10 protein-coding genes, 1 tRNA gene and 1 riboswitch are annotated in these 14,545 nt (G+C 73.4%); of the genes, 5 read left to right on the top strand and 6 right to left on the bottom strand.

Annotated elements, in window-relative coordinates:
- Positions 1–125: 125 nt before the first annotated feature.
- Entirely contained in the window at positions 126–2,222 is a 2,097-nt protein-coding gene (locus tag GFH48_RS21390) for an asparagine synthase-related protein (RefSeq protein ID WP_153289790.1), read from the bottom strand.
- A gap of 748 nt (positions 2,223–2,970) precedes the next feature.
- On the opposite strand from GFH48_RS21390, the gene GFH48_RS21385 reads away from it, so the two are divergent.
- From GFH48_RS21385 to GFH48_RS21370, 4 genes are all read left to right on the top strand, one after another.
- Positions 2,971–4,395, top strand: a complete 1,425-nt coding sequence (locus GFH48_RS21385; RefSeq protein WP_153289789.1) for an MFS transporter — start codon at positions 2,971–2,973, stop codon at positions 4,393–4,395.
- 145 nt (positions 4,396–4,540) lie between these two features.
- Positions 4,541–5,776 (top strand): L-2-hydroxyglutarate oxidase, encoded by a 1,236-nt coding sequence (gene lhgO, locus GFH48_RS21380; protein WP_153289788.1) that lies wholly within the window; start codon positions 4,541–4,543, stop codon positions 5,774–5,776.
- 512 nt (positions 5,777–6,288) lie between these two features.
- Positions 6,289–7,122 (top strand): tRNA (guanosine(46)-N7)-methyltransferase TrmB, encoded by an 834-nt coding sequence (gene trmB / locus GFH48_RS21375; RefSeq protein WP_153289787.1) that lies wholly within the window; start codon positions 6,289–6,291, stop codon positions 7,120–7,122.
- A gap of 64 nt (positions 7,123–7,186) precedes the next feature.
- The gene (locus tag GFH48_RS21370; RefSeq protein WP_153289786.1) at positions 7,187–8,578 is read left to right on the top strand and encodes a PrsW family intramembrane metalloprotease; all 1,392 of its coding nucleotides are present in this window, start codon (positions 7,187–7,189) and stop codon (positions 8,576–8,578) included.
- A 28-nt stretch (positions 8,579–8,606) separates the two neighbouring features.
- Here the strand turns inward: GFH48_RS21370 and GFH48_RS21365 are convergent, their stop codons facing one another.
- The 5 genes from GFH48_RS21365 to GFH48_RS21345 form a co-directional block, all read right to left on the bottom strand.
- Positions 8,607–9,551 (bottom strand): aldo/keto reductase, encoded by a 945-nt coding sequence (locus GFH48_RS21365; RefSeq protein ID WP_153289785.1) that lies wholly within the window; start codon positions 9,549–9,551, stop codon positions 8,607–8,609.
- Between the two features lie 67 nt (positions 9,552–9,618).
- Positions 9,619–10,656, bottom strand: coding sequence for a M23 family metallopeptidase (locus GFH48_RS21360; protein ID WP_153289784.1), 1,038 nt, complete (start codon positions 10,654–10,656; stop codon positions 9,619–9,621).
- Between the two features lie 11 nt (positions 10,657–10,667).
- A riboswitch (cyclic di-AMP (ydaO/yuaA leader) is annotated at positions 10,668–10,825 on the bottom strand.
- 214 nt (positions 10,826–11,039) lie between these two features.
- Entirely contained in the window at positions 11,040–12,281 is a 1,242-nt protein-coding gene (locus GFH48_RS21355; protein WP_153289783.1) for a PP2C family protein-serine/threonine phosphatase, read from the bottom strand.
- A gap of 197 nt (positions 12,282–12,478) precedes the next feature.
- Positions 12,479–12,552 (bottom strand) — tRNA-Met (locus GFH48_RS21350).
- A gap of 129 nt (positions 12,553–12,681) precedes the next feature.
- A complete protein-coding gene (locus GFH48_RS21345; protein WP_153289782.1) occupies positions 12,682–13,824 on the bottom strand; it encodes a dihydrofolate reductase family protein in 1,143 nt (380 codons plus the stop codon).
- 103 nt (positions 13,825–13,927) lie between these two features.
- Here GFH48_RS21345 and GFH48_RS21340 point away from each other — a divergent pair, with 103 nt between their 5' ends.
- The gene (locus GFH48_RS21340) at positions 13,928–14,431 is read left to right on the top strand and encodes a MarR family winged helix-turn-helix transcriptional regulator (RefSeq protein ID WP_153289781.1); all 504 of its coding nucleotides are present in this window, start codon (positions 13,928–13,930) and stop codon (positions 14,429–14,431) included.
- The last annotated feature ends 114 nt before the right edge of the window (positions 14,432–14,545 follow it).

The following is a 14,545-nucleotide window of genomic DNA, read 5'->3' as shown; positions in this document are numbered from 1 at the left end:
CCACGTCTGGTCCAACGGCGACGGCCTCGACACACCGGCACGGCCCCGACCCCCCGAGACCCGACCGCGCACCACGCACCGCGGCCTCCGGACCGCGACCCCCAGCCCCGGCCCCGGACCACGTCCTACCCCCGCCCCCCGGCCCCCGCCCCCAACGCCCGCCCCTGCGGCACGATCCCCGCAGGCACCGCCCGCTGCCGCGCGGGCGTCCCCGTCCAGCACGTACCGCGCCGCGCCAGCAACCGTCGCAGCCACAGCTCCAGGGAGACCAGATCCGCGAGCCCGTCCAACGGCAGGGGCTCCCCCGCGGCAGCCGCCCGCAGGGCCTTGCGCACGACCCGCGCCTCCACCAGCCCCGCCTGCGCGAGCAACGGCGTGTCGAACAGCACGATCAGGGAGTCCGCCGCCACCCGCAGTCCCGTCCGCGCGGCCGCCGCCGACGACGCGTGCGAAGGCGCCCCCCATCCGGGCGGCAGCTCGGCCACCCCGGCCCCCTCCAGCACCGCGCGGAGAATCTCCGCCCGCGCCCCGGGCTGGACCCGCAGCGCCTCCGGAAGGACACGGCAGGCCCGTACGACCTGGTTGTCCAGGAACGGCATGTGCAGCCGCTGGAAACGGATCTCGGCGGCCTGTTCCAGGACGCGGAGATCACCGGCATGCCGTGCGAGCGCCGCGCGGGCCCGGAAGTCACCGGGCCGCTGCCCCGGCCCGACCCCCGGCCGGCCCGTGATTCCCTGGAGGCGAACCGATACTTCAGCCAGCGCCTCACCGGTCAGCCAACGCGCCGCAGGGCCGGGTCTGGCCCAGGTGAGCGCGGCGAGCGACGCCCCGACGGCCCCGCCGGGTTCCTCGAACCGCCGGTGCAGCAGCCGGTCGGCCAGGACGTCGACACCGGTCCGGTACGGCGTACGGGCCAGTTTGCGTGCCGCGCCGTACACGCGCGCGGGAACCATCACCGATCCGTCGGCCTTCGCCAACGCGGCGACGGGCCGCACCAGATGACGTCTCTTGCGGTCCATCAGCAGGTCGGCCAGCCGCGCCGGATGGGCGTCGAGCACCTGCCGGGCCCCGTACCCCGTGAAGTGGTCCGCGCTGCCGGAGGCGAGCCGCGCCCGGTGCCGCGCGGCGGTCACCAGCGACGGTCCTGGCTCGTCGGTCAGCGGACCGTCCAGGTCGGCGTACGGAAGGGTCTCCTCGTCCCCGGCGACCACCACGTGGTGCAGCCGGGGATTGGCGGCCAGTGTCCCCGCCCGCGCCAGCTCGGACTCCCGCCCGCGCACCGCGAGGTCGTTGAACGTGACCGCGAGCAGCCGCTCCCCGGCCCCCGTGCCGTGCCCCAGTACGGTCCCGGGCGCCCCTGGAAGCCCCGCGGCGAGCAGGGCCAGCGTGCCGGAGGCCGGACCCCCCGAGAGGTCGGCCCCGATCCCGGGCACGGGCATGCCCCGCGCCGCGCGCCGTTCCGCGGGCCCCATCCCGGGAACGGGCCCGGGGTCGATGTCCGTGCCGGGAACGTGCCGGGGTGCGGCGAGACGGGCGCGCACGGCTTCCACGAGGGCGTCCCGGACGCCGTCCACCGCGCTGTCGGGGTCGGCGGAGGGCGCGGCGACGGCGAGCGAGGCGACGGGGTCGTAGCCGGCGATCTCCCGCGCGCCGGTGCGCAGGATCAGCGCGTGCCCGGGCGGAATGCGGCGCACGCCCTCGTAGGGGGTCGAGTCGTGGACCGCGGCCGGTACGTCGGGGGCGGCGAGCACGGCCGCCAGGTGTCCGAAGTCGAGGTTGGCCTCGATGAGGTCGGCGAGCGGCAGCGCGGCGGTCGCGTACGCGGTGCCGCCGGCCCAGGGGGTGTAGAAGACGGGCCGGATGCCCGCGAGATCACCCGCGACGGTGACGCGGCGGCCGACCTGGACGACGGCGGTGTAACTGCCGGACCACGCGGTGAGATGCCGCAGTGCGCCGCCGCGCGCCGCGAAGAGTCCGACCTTGATCTCCTCGTCGCTCGCGCCGCAGGTTCCGAGGACCGCGATCCGGTTCTGCGCGTCGGCCTTCACGACGCGGACCTCGTCGGGGCGCCAGTCGCCGACCGCCCAGAGCGGATCGGGGTCGCCCCACAGGAGTTGGGATCCCACCGGGTGCACCGTCTCGCCGTCGCTTCCGGTGGCTCCCGCCGAGCCGATCCCGAGCGCCCCGGCGGCGGTACTGCTCCACCCCACCAACCACCGCATCGACGCCTCCACGGACTGTGGACAACCAGTGCACCGTACGAACTCGGCACCATGCTGCCACGAAGAGTGCGCGCGGGAGGGGTCCTGCGACGGCTCGCGCCCCCTGGAATGCGCCCCCGCGAACGCGTGCGCGCCGTTGGGGAGCGACTGCAAAGCCGATCCGGCACAACTGCGAACACCCGCCGGAGGGAAGGCCGTCGGGAGGAGACGGACGAACGGTCCGCCGAGGACGGGGGTGGATCTGCGACGCGAATGCGCCCCCGATACGCTCCCCTCGGACACCCTGCGCGCCCTCAAGTCGCGTGGTAGGAGCGGTAATCACCCGCGAGGGGCACCGTCGATTTTCGGCCAAATCGGCCACGGGCGGACAGCCGTGCACACTCTCCGTAGAGGTCCTGCGCACCGCTCGACCGACGCACGGTCCGGGAGGCGGAGTTCGCCTCCCGGACCGGTCCGCCGCCCGCGGGGATGGTGGCGGCGGTGTCCCCCAGCCCACTGGATCCAGTACAGCGGGCCGACCCACGCATCATCCATGGAAGCGCTCCCCCGATGGCCGGAGAAGAGCGCACGGGCGGGCGCACAGCCACACAACAGGAGCACGCCGCAACCGTCCGTACTTCCGTACGGACCACAATCCCGCCATCCGGAACAACGCCCCTTAACGCATGGGATGCGGCGAACTACGCTGGGTTTACGAATGCCGCATGGTTATGCCAGCGCGGCAGCCGTCTGTGTCGAGGGGTGGCGCATGTCCAGGGAGCAACGCGGGCCGAACGAAAAACTCGGCGCCGTTCTCGCCCTCGCGGGAATCAGCAACGCAGGGCTCGCGCGGCGCGTCAACGATCTTGGCGCTCAACGCGGGTTGACTCTTCGCTACGACAAGACGTCCGTGGCGCGCTGGGTGTCGAAGGGAATGGTGCCTCAAGGAGCGGCGCCGCATCTCATCGCGGCCGCCATCGGACAGAAGCTCGGCCGCCCGGTGCCGCTCCACGAGATCGGCCTGGCGGACGCGGATCCCGCGCCCGAAGTGGGCCTCGCCTTCCCCCGGGACGTCGGGCAGGCGGTGCGGTCGGCGACCGATCTGTACCGCCTCGATCTCGCCGGGCGCCGGGCCGGCAGCGGCGGCATCTGGCAGTCACTGGCCGGTTCCTTCGCCGTGAGCGCCTACGCGACCCCCGCCTCCCGCTGGCTGATAACCCCGGCCGACAGTTCGGTGGCGCGGGACGCGAACCCTGCCGAGGGCTCCGGAGCGCCACTGAAAGTCGGCCACAGCGACGTGCAGAAGCTCCGCGAGGCAGCCGAGGACGCCAGGCGCTGGGACTCCAAGTACGGAGGTGGCGACTGGCGTTCGTCGATGGTGCCGGAGTGTCTGCGCGTCGAGGCGGCTCCGCTGCTGCTCGGCTCGTACTCGGACGAGGTCGGAAGGGCGCTCTTCGGGGCGTCCGCCGAACTCACCCGTCTCGCCGGCTGGATGGCCTTCGACACGGGCCAGCAGGAGGCGGCGCAGCGCTACTACATCCAGGCGCTGCGGTTGGCGCGAGCGGCCGCGGACGTCCCTCTCGGGGGCTACGTGCTCGCCTCCATGTCCCTCCAGGCGACCTACCGGGGCTTCGGCGACGAGGGCGTCGACCTCGCCCAGGCCGCCCTGGAACGCAACCGCGGCCTGGCCACGGCCCGCACGATGAGTTTCTTCCGCCTCGTCGAGGCGCGCGCCCACGCGCGTGCGGGGGACGCCCACGCGGCCGGCGGGGCGCTGCGGGCCGCGGAGGGCTGGCTGGAGCGGGCCCGGGACGGCGACCACGATCCGTCCTGGCTCGGCTTCTACTCCTACGACCGGTTCGCCGCCGACGCGGCGGAGTGCTACCGCGACCTCAAGGCGCCGCGCCAGGTCCGCCGTTTCACCGAGCAGGCGCTGTCGAAGCCGACGGAGGAGTTCGTCCGCTCCCACGGTCTGCGTCTGGTGGTGTCGGCGGTCGCCGAGCTCGAGTCGGGCAATCTGGACGCGGCGTGCGAGCAGGGCGTACGGGCGGTGGAGGTCGCCGGACGCATCTCCTCGGCGCGCACGACCGAGTACGTGAAGGACCTGCTCCACCGGCTGGAGCCGTACGGCGACGAACCGCGCGTGGTGGAACTGCGGGAGCGCGCACGACCGCTGCTGATGGCTCCCGCGTAGACCGGATCCGCTCCGGGGTGCGGGGACGGGGTGAGCCCCCGCGGGACACGGGCTCGCCCCGTCCCCGCACGCACGCGGCGTCCGCTCGTCCTTCTGTGCGATCTTCGCGGCGCTTTCCGGGTTTGAGGGCATTGTCAGTGGCGCAGTGCACTATCGAAGCCGGGAGGTGAAGCAGGTGCGGATCGTGCACGACTGCGATGTGCTGGTGATCGGCGGCGGGATCGTAGGCCTGTCGACGGCGTACGCGATCACGCGCGCCGCGCCGGGCACGCGCGTGACCGTGCTGGAGAAGGAGCCCGACGCCGCCCGGCATCAGACGGGACACAACAGCGGGGTGATCCACAGCGGGATCTACTACCGGCCCGGCTCGCTGAAGGCGCGGTACGCGGTGCGCGGCGGTGCCGAGATGGTCAAGTTCTGCGCGGAGTACGGCATCGCGCACTCCGTCACCGGCAAGCTGATCGTCGCCACGGAGAAGGCCGAGCTGCCCCGCCTGCACGCCCTCGTGCAGCGCGGCCGGGAGAACGGGATCCCGGTGCGCGAGCTGGGCGGCGCCCAGATCGCCGAGTACGAGCCGGAGGTCCGCGGGCTCGCCGCGATCCATGTCGGCACGACGGGGACATGCGACTACGTCGCGGTCGCCAGGCAGCTCGCGGAGGCCTCCGGCGCGGAGATCCGGTACGGGGCCGAGGTCGTCCGCGTCGACCGGCGGGACGCCCTCGGAGTCGCCGTCCTCACCGGCGACGGCACGATCGTCCGGGCCCGGGTGCTGGTCAACTGCGCGGGCCTCCAGTGCGACAGGATCGCGCGGCTCGCCGGGGACGACCCCGGGATGCGGATCGTGCCGTTCCGCGGCGAGTACTACTCGCTGGCGCGGCCCGAGCTGGTGCGGGGGCTCGTGTATCCCGTGCCGGACCCCGCCTTCCCGTTCCTCGGGGTGCATCTCACCCGGGGGATGGACGGAGGCGTCCACGTCGGGCCGAACGCCGTACCGGCGCTCGCCCGGGAGGGGTACGGGTGGGGGGTGATCCGTCCCCGTGAGGTGGGCACGACGCTGGCCTGGCCCGGGTCGTGGCGGATGGCACGGCGGCACTGGTGGTACGGGGCGGGGGAGCTGCGGCGGTCGGTGTCCAGGAAGGCGTTCACCAGGGCCGTGCGGCGGCTGCTGCCGGCGGTGACGATGGACGATCTGCTGCCCGCGGAGGCGGGGGTGCGGGCGCAGGCGGTGCTGCGGGACGGGACGTTGGTGGACGACTTCCTGATCAAGGAGGGGGTGCGGACGGTGCATGTGCTGAACGCGCCGTCGCCCGCCGCGACGGCGGCTCTGCCGATCGGGAGAGAGGTCGCGCGGCGGGCGTTGGCCGCGCTGGCGGCCACCTGAGGGATCTCGCCCCCGCCGCCCCTGCCCGACCCGACCCCGGGGCTCCGCCCTGGACCCCGCCAAGGGGCCGCCGCCCCCTGGACCCCCGCATCGCCCGAAGGGCTCGTCCTCAAGCGCCGGACGGGCTGAGGGTGCGGGCCCGCGCTGCAAGGTGACGGAGGGGCCGGAGATGCGGGCCTGCGCCGGAAGGTGGCGGACGGGCTGGGGAGGCGGGTCCTTGCTGAGGCGTTCCGGACGGGCTGAGGGTGCGGGCCGGCGCCGGAAGGTGGCGGACTTGCTGGAGGGTGGGTCGCCTCCTGGGCCGGCGGGCGGGCGGGCGGACGGGCGGGCGGACGGGCGGGCGGGCGGACGGGCGGACGGGCGGGCGGGCGGGCGGGCGGGCGGGCGGGGCATTTCAGCCCGTCCGGCGTTCGAGGACGAGGCCGTTCGGGCCGATGCGGGGGTCTGGGGGCGGCGGCCCCCAGCACGAGACGGACGGTACGACTCCGGCTCGGTCGTAAAATCGTCGCATTGTGTCTGAGTTCCTGAGCAGCTCCCCCGAAGAGCCCCACCCCGTCGGCGAACCCCCGCGGGAGCACCCCCGTGCCAAGGGCGAGCCCCGCTTCCCCGACGGTCCGAAGGCCGATCCCGCCGGGTCTCACTTCGAGCGGCGGATCCGGAGTTTCCAGCCGCGCCGGAGCCGGGTGACCGCCGGGCAGGCGGATGCTCTGCAGCGGCTGTGGCCCAAGTGGGGTCTCGACATCGACGGGCAGCGGATCATCGACCTGGCCGAACTGTTCGGCGCCGACCTTCCCGTCGTCCTCGAGATCGGGTTCGGAATGGGCGAGGCCACGGCGCGGATGGCCGCGGAGGACCCGGGGACCGGGATCCTGGCCGTCGACGTGCACACCCCCGGCCAGGGCAACCTGCTGAACCTGGCGGACCAGAACGGGCTGTCCAACATCAGGGTCGCCAACGGAGACGCGATCATCCTGCTCCGCGAGATGCTCCCGCCGGACTCGCTGGGCGGCCTGCGCGTGTACTTCCCCGACCCGTGGCCCAAGAAGCGCCACCACAAGCGCCGGCTGATCCAGCCGGAGTTCCTGGACCTCGCCGCGACCCGCCTCGCGCCGGGCGCCCTGGTGCACTGCGCGACCGACTGGGAGCCGTACGCCGAACAGATGCTGGAGGTGCTGACCGCGCATCCGGACTTCGAGAACACCGCGACCGACGGCGGTTTCGCGCCCCGTCCGGGCTTCCGGCCGCTGACCCGTTTCGAGGGCCAGGGGCTGGAGAAGGGTCATGTGGTGAACGACCTCCTCTTCCGGCGCGTACACCACCGGGAGCAGCACACTCCGGGCGACTGACACCCCCGCGGACCGCCTCCGGCACCGTCGTGGGCACCGCCCCTGCCTCGTTAGGGTCAATGCCGTGGCCACCTTTCCCGCGTACCCCACGCACCCCGGCGCCGCGCCTGCCGCCGGTGCGCCGCGGCACCCGCACTGGTGGCAGCGGACCTGGGTGCGTTACGGCGCGCTGAGCACCCTGCTCGCGCTCTCCGGTCTCGTCATCCTGGCCATGGTGCGCCAGCAGACCGGCACCGAGGGCTTCCTGGTGGGCCTCGGCCTCGCCGTGCTGCCCGTCCCGCTCCTGCTCGCCGCGTTCCGCTGGCTGGACCGGGTCGAGCCCGGCCCCTGGCGGAACCTGCTCTTCTCGTTCGCCTGGGGCGCGTGCGCGGCGGCGCTGATAGCGATCGTCGCCAACAGCTTCGCGACCCGGTGGATAGCGACCGCCACCGCCGACCCCTCGCACGCGGACACGCTCGGCGCGACGGTCATAGCCCCGATCGTCGAGGAGACCGCCAAGGCCACGGCCGTCCTGCTGGTCTTCCTGTTCCGCAGACGGGACTTCACCGGGATCGTCGACGGCGTGGTCATCGCCGGGGTCACCGCGACCGGCTTCGCCTTCACCGAGAACATCCTCTACCTCGGCAACGCCTTCGGCACGGACCAGCTCAGCGGCGAGCGCGGACTGGCCTCCGTCACCGCCGCGACCTTCTTCGTCCGGGTCGTGATGGCGCCCTTCGCGCACCCGCTGTTCACCGTGTTCACCGGCATCGGCTTCGGCGTCGCGGCGCTGTCCGCCGAGCGCCGGCGGCTGCGCCGTGTCCTGCTGCCCGTGGTCGGACTGCTGCTCGCGATGGGCATGCACGCGATGTGGAACGGCTCGTCGGGCTTCGGGGAGTACGGGTTCTTCGCGGTGTACGGCACGTTCATGGTGCCGGCGTTCGGGGTGCTCACCTTCCTCGTCATCTGGACGCGGCAGCGCGAGCTGCGGACCGTCCGCGCCGAACTCCCGGCGTACGCCGTCGCCGGGTGGCTGACCCCGCCGGAGCCGTACGCGCTCGGTTCGATGCGGGCGCGCCGGCTCGCCCGTCAGTACGCGACCCATCACTTCGGCAGGTCGGCGGCCCGGTCGGTCGCGCGGTACGAGGCCTGCGCGACCTCGCTCGCGTTCCTGCGGCACCGGGGGCGGAGCGGCCGCGCGGGCGCGGATTTCGTCGTACGGGAGCGGGAGCTGCTCCATGAGCTGTGGCGCCGCCGGGAGGTCGCCCGCCCCTCCCTCGCGTACGCGGCACGGGTGACCGCCCCGGCCGTCGTACCGGTGCGGCCGCCGTGGCCCACGTACGGCTACGGATACGGCCCCGGCGGCCCCTACGGCTACGGCTACGGCTATGTGCCGGTGCAGCCGTCCGGCCGGGACGGCCGGACCCACCCGCACCCGGCCGCGCCCCACCCGGCGTACGACCCCCACCGGTCCTGAGCGGGGCGCCGGCCGCGGCGCGGATCGCTCAGGCCGACGCCTCCGTCAGCCGCGCCAGTTCGTCGTCCTTGAGTGTCAGGTCCGCGACCGCGAGCAGCGCCGGAAGCTGGTCGACCGTCCGGGCGGAGGCGATCGGGGCGGCGACCGTGGGCCGGGCGGCGAGCCAGGCGAGGGCGACGGTGGCGACCGCGACGTCATGGGCCCCGGCGATCTCGGCGAGGGCGTCGAGGACCCGCGGGCCCCGCTCCGTCTCCAGGTGCTTGCCCGCGCCCTCGGCCCGCGCCGAGTCGACGGACGTGCCGGGACGGTACTTGCCGGTGAGGAAGCCGGCGGCGAGGGCGAAGTACGGGACGGCGGCCAGTCCGGTCCGGGAGGCGACCTCCTGGAGCGGGCCCTCGTAGGTGTCGCGCGAGACGAGGTTGTAGTGGGGCTGGAGCACGGTGTAGCGCGCGAGGCCCTCGCGGTCGGAGAACTCCAGGGACTCCGCGAGCCGCTCGGCGGAGAGGTTGGAGGCGCCGATCTCCCGGACCTTGCCGGCCCGGACCAGCTCGTCGAGCGTGCCGATGATCTCCTCGACCGGGACCGAGGTGTCGTCGAAGTGCGTGTAGTAGAGGTCGATGTGGTCCGTGCCGAGCCGGCGCAGTGACGCGTCGGCCGCCGCCCTGATGGTGTCCGGGGCCAGCCCCTTGTACTGCGGATGGGCGCCGACCTTGGTGGCGAGGACGACGTCGGAGCGGTTGCCGCGCGCGGCGAACCACTTGCCGATGATCGTCTCGGACTCACCGCCCTTGTTGCCGGGCACCCACGCCGAGTAGCTGTCCGCGGTGTCGACGAAGTTGCCGCCCCCGGCCGTGTACGCGTCGAGGACGGCGAAGGACTGCGCCTCGTCGGCGGTCCAGCCGAAGACGTTGCCGCCGAGGGCGAGCGGGAAGACCTCGAGGTCTGAGGAACCGAGCTTGCGGAGAGGTGTCATACCCCATTGCAACAGCCGTACCGGACGACTGCATTCCGCACCCGCCGTACTCATGGCGGGTGTTGGCTCAGGGGTTGATGCCCTTGCTGTGCAGCCACGCCATCGGGTCGATCGCGTCACCGCCGCCGGGGTGGACCTCCAGGTGGAGGTGCGGCCCGGTCACGTTGCCGGTCGCGCCCACCCGTCCGATGACGTCGCCCGTGGCCACCTTCTGCCCCACGCTGACGCTGATCGACGACTGGTGGCAGAACCACAGCTCCGTGCCGTCGTCGAGGGTGAGGATCGTCCGGTAGCCGTACGCGCCGGCCCAGCCCGCCTCCGTGACGGTGCCGCTGTGGACCGCCTTGATCAGCGTGCCGGTGGGGGCGGCGAAGTCGAGACCGGTGTGGTAACCGGAGGACCACATGGATCCGGCGTCGCCGAAGCGGGAGGTCAGGGTGTACGAGGAGGTCGGCAGCGAGTAGCTCTTCGCGAGCTCCGCGAGGCGCGCGGTCTCGGCCTTCTGCTTGGCCTCGTCCTCCGCCTTCTTCTTGTCGGCGGCGACCTTGGCCTCGGCCTTGTCCTGCTGCTCGGCGGCCAGCGCGACCGCCTTCTTCGCGGCGGCGGTCTCGGCGGCGCTCTGGGCGGCACGGTCGACCTGGTCCTGCTGGGACTCGGCCTGCTCGATGATCCGGGCACGCAGCGCCTCACCGGCGTCCGCGTTGCCCTGCGCGGCGTCGGCGGTGGTGAGGCCGGCGCCGGTGAGCGGGGTGGAGGAGCCCTTCGGCGTGCTGGAACCGCCGTCGGATATCAGGGCCTTGGCCGACTGGGTGACCGAGGAGAGGTCGGGCAGCGAGATCGACACGGGCGGCTTGCCGGGCGCGGCGGTGGCGATGCCACCCGCGCCGACGGCGGCCAGGACACCGACGCCGAGAACGGTGGAGCTGCGGGCGAGTCCGCCTCCGCGCTGCTTGGAGACGCGGTGCCGGCCGCGGACGGGAGCGACGGAATCCGCGGTGGGATTCCACTCCTCCCAGGGGCCCTCGTCGTCGCCGCGGTCGTACCCGAATGTCTGGATGTCGTTCGGCGCGAACGAAGAGGCCTGGGCAGGCCGGTTGGACGCCACGTGGGCGCGCTCCTTTCCTTCCTTCTCGCCTACCGGGTTAGCTGACGGGTTCGGAGCAGGAAGGTCTCCTACGCGCGTCACCCCACGGTGTCTCCACCGTGAAAGACGCTCGATTCACCCCAAGTTGGTGGTTCCCCGGTTCCCTCGCGGGATTCGGCGCGTGCGCACGGAGCCATCTCTTGTGACGGCTGGGACAACCGCGCTGCGTTATCGAACGTTAATAGACGCGGGTACCGGATTCCAAGCCGTTCGTGCTGATCATTGCGCACTCTTGGCCAGGACTTACGGGGCATGACCGAGGGAAACCGGGCGAGTCGACCGGACCTGTTTCCGCCACTCGTTCTGACGGTGCGTCAGGCGCCGTGCGGAGGGACAGCGTCCGACTACCCCTCGTGACAAGGGCCGAGGAACTCGGCCGTCCGCCCGGGCCGCCGTACGGCGAGCAGTGCCATGTCGTCCGAGAGCGCGCCACCGGTGTGCCGGCGGACCCCCGCAGCGAGCTCGGCCAGCAGGGCGTCCGGGTCACGGAAGGTCCGTCCCGCGAGCCGTTCGGCCGGCTCGTAGAAGTCGCCCCGGCCGTCGCGCGCCTCGGACAGCCCGTCCGTGTGGACCAGCAGCGTGGAGCCGGGCGGGAAGTCCACCGTCTCCGTGCGGTCGGGCCAGGATCCGAGCTCGCCCATGCCGAGCGGCAGCGCGGGATCCGCGGCGGCGAGGGTGACCAGCGTGCCGTCCGCGTGCAGGAGCAGCGGTGAGGGATGGCCGCGGTTGACGATCCGCACCACGTCGCCGTCGTGCGGGACCTCCGCGAGGACGGCCGTGGTGAAGCCCTCGAAGGCGTCCGGGTCCTCGCGCCGGGTGCCCTCGCGGGCCAGGGCCCGTTCCAGCCGCCGCGCGACCGCCTCGACCGTCGCCTCCTGCTCGGCCGCCTCCCGGAACGCCCCGATGACCACCGCCACGGCGGCCACCGCGCCGATGCCCTTCCCGCGGACGTCGCCCACCACCAGCCGTACGCCGTGCGGTGTGTCCTGCACCGCGTACAGGTCGCCGCCGATGGACGCGCCCTCCTGGGCGGCCTCGTAGCGCGCCGCGACCTCCAGGCCGCCGATCCGCCCCTCGGGTTCCGGGAGCACGGCGCGCTGCGCCGCCTCGGCGATCTGGCGGGCCGAGGCGAGCCGTTCGTCCGAGCGGCGGGCGAGGACGTTGATGAGGACGGCGAGGACGACGACGGTCGCCACCGTGACGACCTCGGTGATCGAGCCGATCCCCAGGCGCAGACCGAACCTGAGCCGCATCGCGAGCAGCGCGGCCAGCGTCAGGGCCCCCGTGAGCAAGGTGCCGCGCAGTGAGAAGAGCGGCGCGGCGACGAGCGGGGCGGCCGTGAAGAGCGGGGCCGCGGTGAAGTCGGGGGGCGTCAGGACGTCGTAGACCACCGCGACGACGACGAGCAGCACCGGCAGCGCCCGTACCAGGGTCGAGGCGCCGGAGATCCGGCGCGCTTCCGTCCCGACCGGAACCCGTGGCGGCTCGCCGGCCGGCCCGGGATCGGGCACGGGGGCACCGGGCAGCCGTCCGCCCGGCCGGCCGTAGGGCCGCTCGGCCCGCTGCGCACGTCCTCGTTGCCCCACCCGTCCAGGTTTCCCGCAGCGGGGGGAGGCGGCCAGCGGTGTGGCCCGACCGGGCGACGGCCCCGTTTCCGGTGGCGCGCGCCAAAAAGGCGAGGACGGGAAACACCAGGGAAGGGAAAGGTCCGGAATCGCTGAGAAGGGCCGGAAACACCAAGGGCCGGAACTCGTGAATCCGAGTTCCGGCCCTTGGCCTTCAGTAGCGGGGACAGGATTTGAACCTGCGACCTCTGGGTTATGAGCCCAGCGAGCTACCGAGCTGCTCCACCCCGCGTCGTTGACACCAGTGTACGCCATGTTCGACCCCCCGAGCACACCCGTTCACGCACGCCCCACGGGCAGGCCCCCCGACCCCCGACCGCGACGCCCGCGGCCGGGCGACCCGGCCGCGGGAACCCCTCCGCTAGCCGGCGCCGAGAAGGTGCCGGTTGGGCGCCTCGGCCCGCTCGGCGAACTCCGGGAGCACGACGACGTCCGCCCCCGCGGCCGCCAGCAGCCCGCTTCCGTCCGCGCCCGCGACGAACGTGTCCGGCTCCCGCCAGGCGGTCACCACCCTGCGCACCCCCGCGTCGAGGATCAGCCGGGCGCAGGGCGCGGGCCGCGAGGCCCGCCGGGCGCAGGGCTCCAGGCTGCTGTAGACGGTGGCGGACGCCAGCCGCGCATCCCCGGCGGCGATCTTGGCGAGTGCCGCCTCCTCGGCGTGGGCGACCGGGTCTCCCCCCTCCCGCGAGTGTCCGCGGGCCAGCTCGGTGCCGTCCGCGGCCACCACCACCGCGCCCACGCTGAACGCGGTCCGTGACGGGGGGCACAGCGCGGCCAGCTCGCACGCCACGCCGAGCCACCGCCGGTCCGCGGCGGTGGCGAGCGCACCGGTGCCGGGTGCCGTGGGGACGTAGCGGATGAGGACGACGTCTCCCACCGCCCGGGTCTCCACCAGCCGCATCCGCCCGGGCGGGTATCCCCCGGGTCCGAACAGCCGTGGCGCGTCCGCCTGGCCCACGAAGAGCGGCGCGACGGCGAGCTGCAGCTCGTCGGCCAGGCCCTGGCCCATGAGCTGGGTGTGCACCCGTCCGCCGCCCTCGACCATGAGGCGTCGCACCCCCCGAACGCCGTAAAGGTGTTCGAGCACGGTGCGCCAGTCCAGTTCGGCCCCCGTCGAGACCACGTCGACGGCCGGACCGCGCAGGGCGTCGGCGGCCCGTGCGGCCCCCTTGTCCGTGGTGTAGACGATCTTCTCGCCGCCCGTGTGCCAGAACCGCGCGTCGGGGTCGAGGTCCCCGGACCCGCTGACGGTGACCTTCAACGGGTAGGCGGGGCGGCCCGCGTCGACCCGGGCCGCCCGCCGCTCGGCGGAGTTGACGAGGAGCCGGGGGTTGTCCGAGCGGATCGTGCCCGCGCCGACCAGGATGGCGTCGCTGGACGCCCGCACCTCGTCGACCCGGTCGAAGTCGGCCGGACCCGAGAGCAGCAGCCGTTCGGGGCCGGTGTCGTCCAGGAAGCCGTCGAGAGAGACGGCGGCGGACAACAGGACGTAGGGATGGGGCATGGGACGCTGCCTCCGGCTCCGAGCTCTGCGCTCTGGTGCTGCTGGTGACTCAGATGGGCGTTCAGTAGTGGTTCAAGTTTTAAACAATACCTAGACTGACGGCATGACGACCCGCTGGCTCACCCCCGCCGAGCAACGCGCCTGGCGCTCGTACGTCGCCGCCGCCTCGCTCCTGGAGGACACGATCGACCGGCAGCTCCAGGCGGAGGCCGGCATGCCCCACCTTTACTACTCCATCCTGGCCATGCTGTCCGAGGCCCCGGAGCGGCAGCTGCGGATGACCGACCTCGCCGAGGTCCTGAAGATCACCCGCAGCCGGCTGACGTACGGCGTGACCCGGCTGGCGAACGACGGCCTGGTGCGCCGCGAGGGCTGCCCCACGGACCGGCGCGGTCATGTCGCGGTCCTCACGGACGAGGGCATGGACGTTCTCGAACGGGCGGCGCCCGGACATGTGGAGCAGGTGCGCACGGCGCTCTTCGACCGGCTGACCCCGGAGCAGGTGGGGCAGTTGGAGGAGATCTGCGCGAGCGTCATCCACGGCATCCAGGGGGACGGGCCCGGGATCCAGGGGGAAGATCTGCCATGGCGGCGGCGTTCCTCCTGAGGACGCGCGGACGGGGGAGGCGGCCGGGCCGCGGTCGGCGCGTCTCCCCCGAAAGTGTTGCTTGAACTTTAAAGCATCATGTACGGTCGCTTTCCGAGACTGTGCTTCAAATAT

Origin of the sequence: Streptomyces fagopyri (assembly GCF_009498275.1) — a bacterium.
GTDB lineage: Bacteria > Actinomycetota > Actinomycetes > Streptomycetales > Streptomycetaceae > Streptomyces > Streptomyces fagopyri.
The sequence above is the reverse complement of the archived record's forward strand: the minus strand, read 5'-3'. Positions and strand labels throughout refer to the sequence as shown.

Excerpts from the sequence above, each read along its gene's own strand:
- GFH48_RS21390 (WP_153289790.1), bottom strand. The coding sequence starts at position 2,222 with ATGCGGTGGTTGGTGGGGTGGAGCAGTACCGCCGCCGGGGCGCTCGGG.
- GFH48_RS21385 (WP_153289789.1), top strand. The coding sequence starts at position 2,971 with ATGTCCAGGGAGCAACGCGGGCCGAACGAAAAACTCGGCGCCGTTCTC.
- GFH48_RS21365 (WP_153289785.1), bottom strand. The coding sequence starts at position 9,551 with ATGACACCTCTCCGCAAGCTCGGTTCCTCAGACCTCGAGGTCTTCCCG.
- GFH48_RS21345 (WP_153289782.1), bottom strand. The coding sequence starts at position 13,824 with ATGCCCCATCCCTACGTCCTGTTGTCCGCCGCCGTCTCTCTCGACGGC.
- GFH48_RS21340 (WP_153289781.1), top strand. The coding sequence starts at position 13,928 with ATGACGACCCGCTGGCTCACCCCCGCCGAGCAACGCGCCTGGCGCTCG.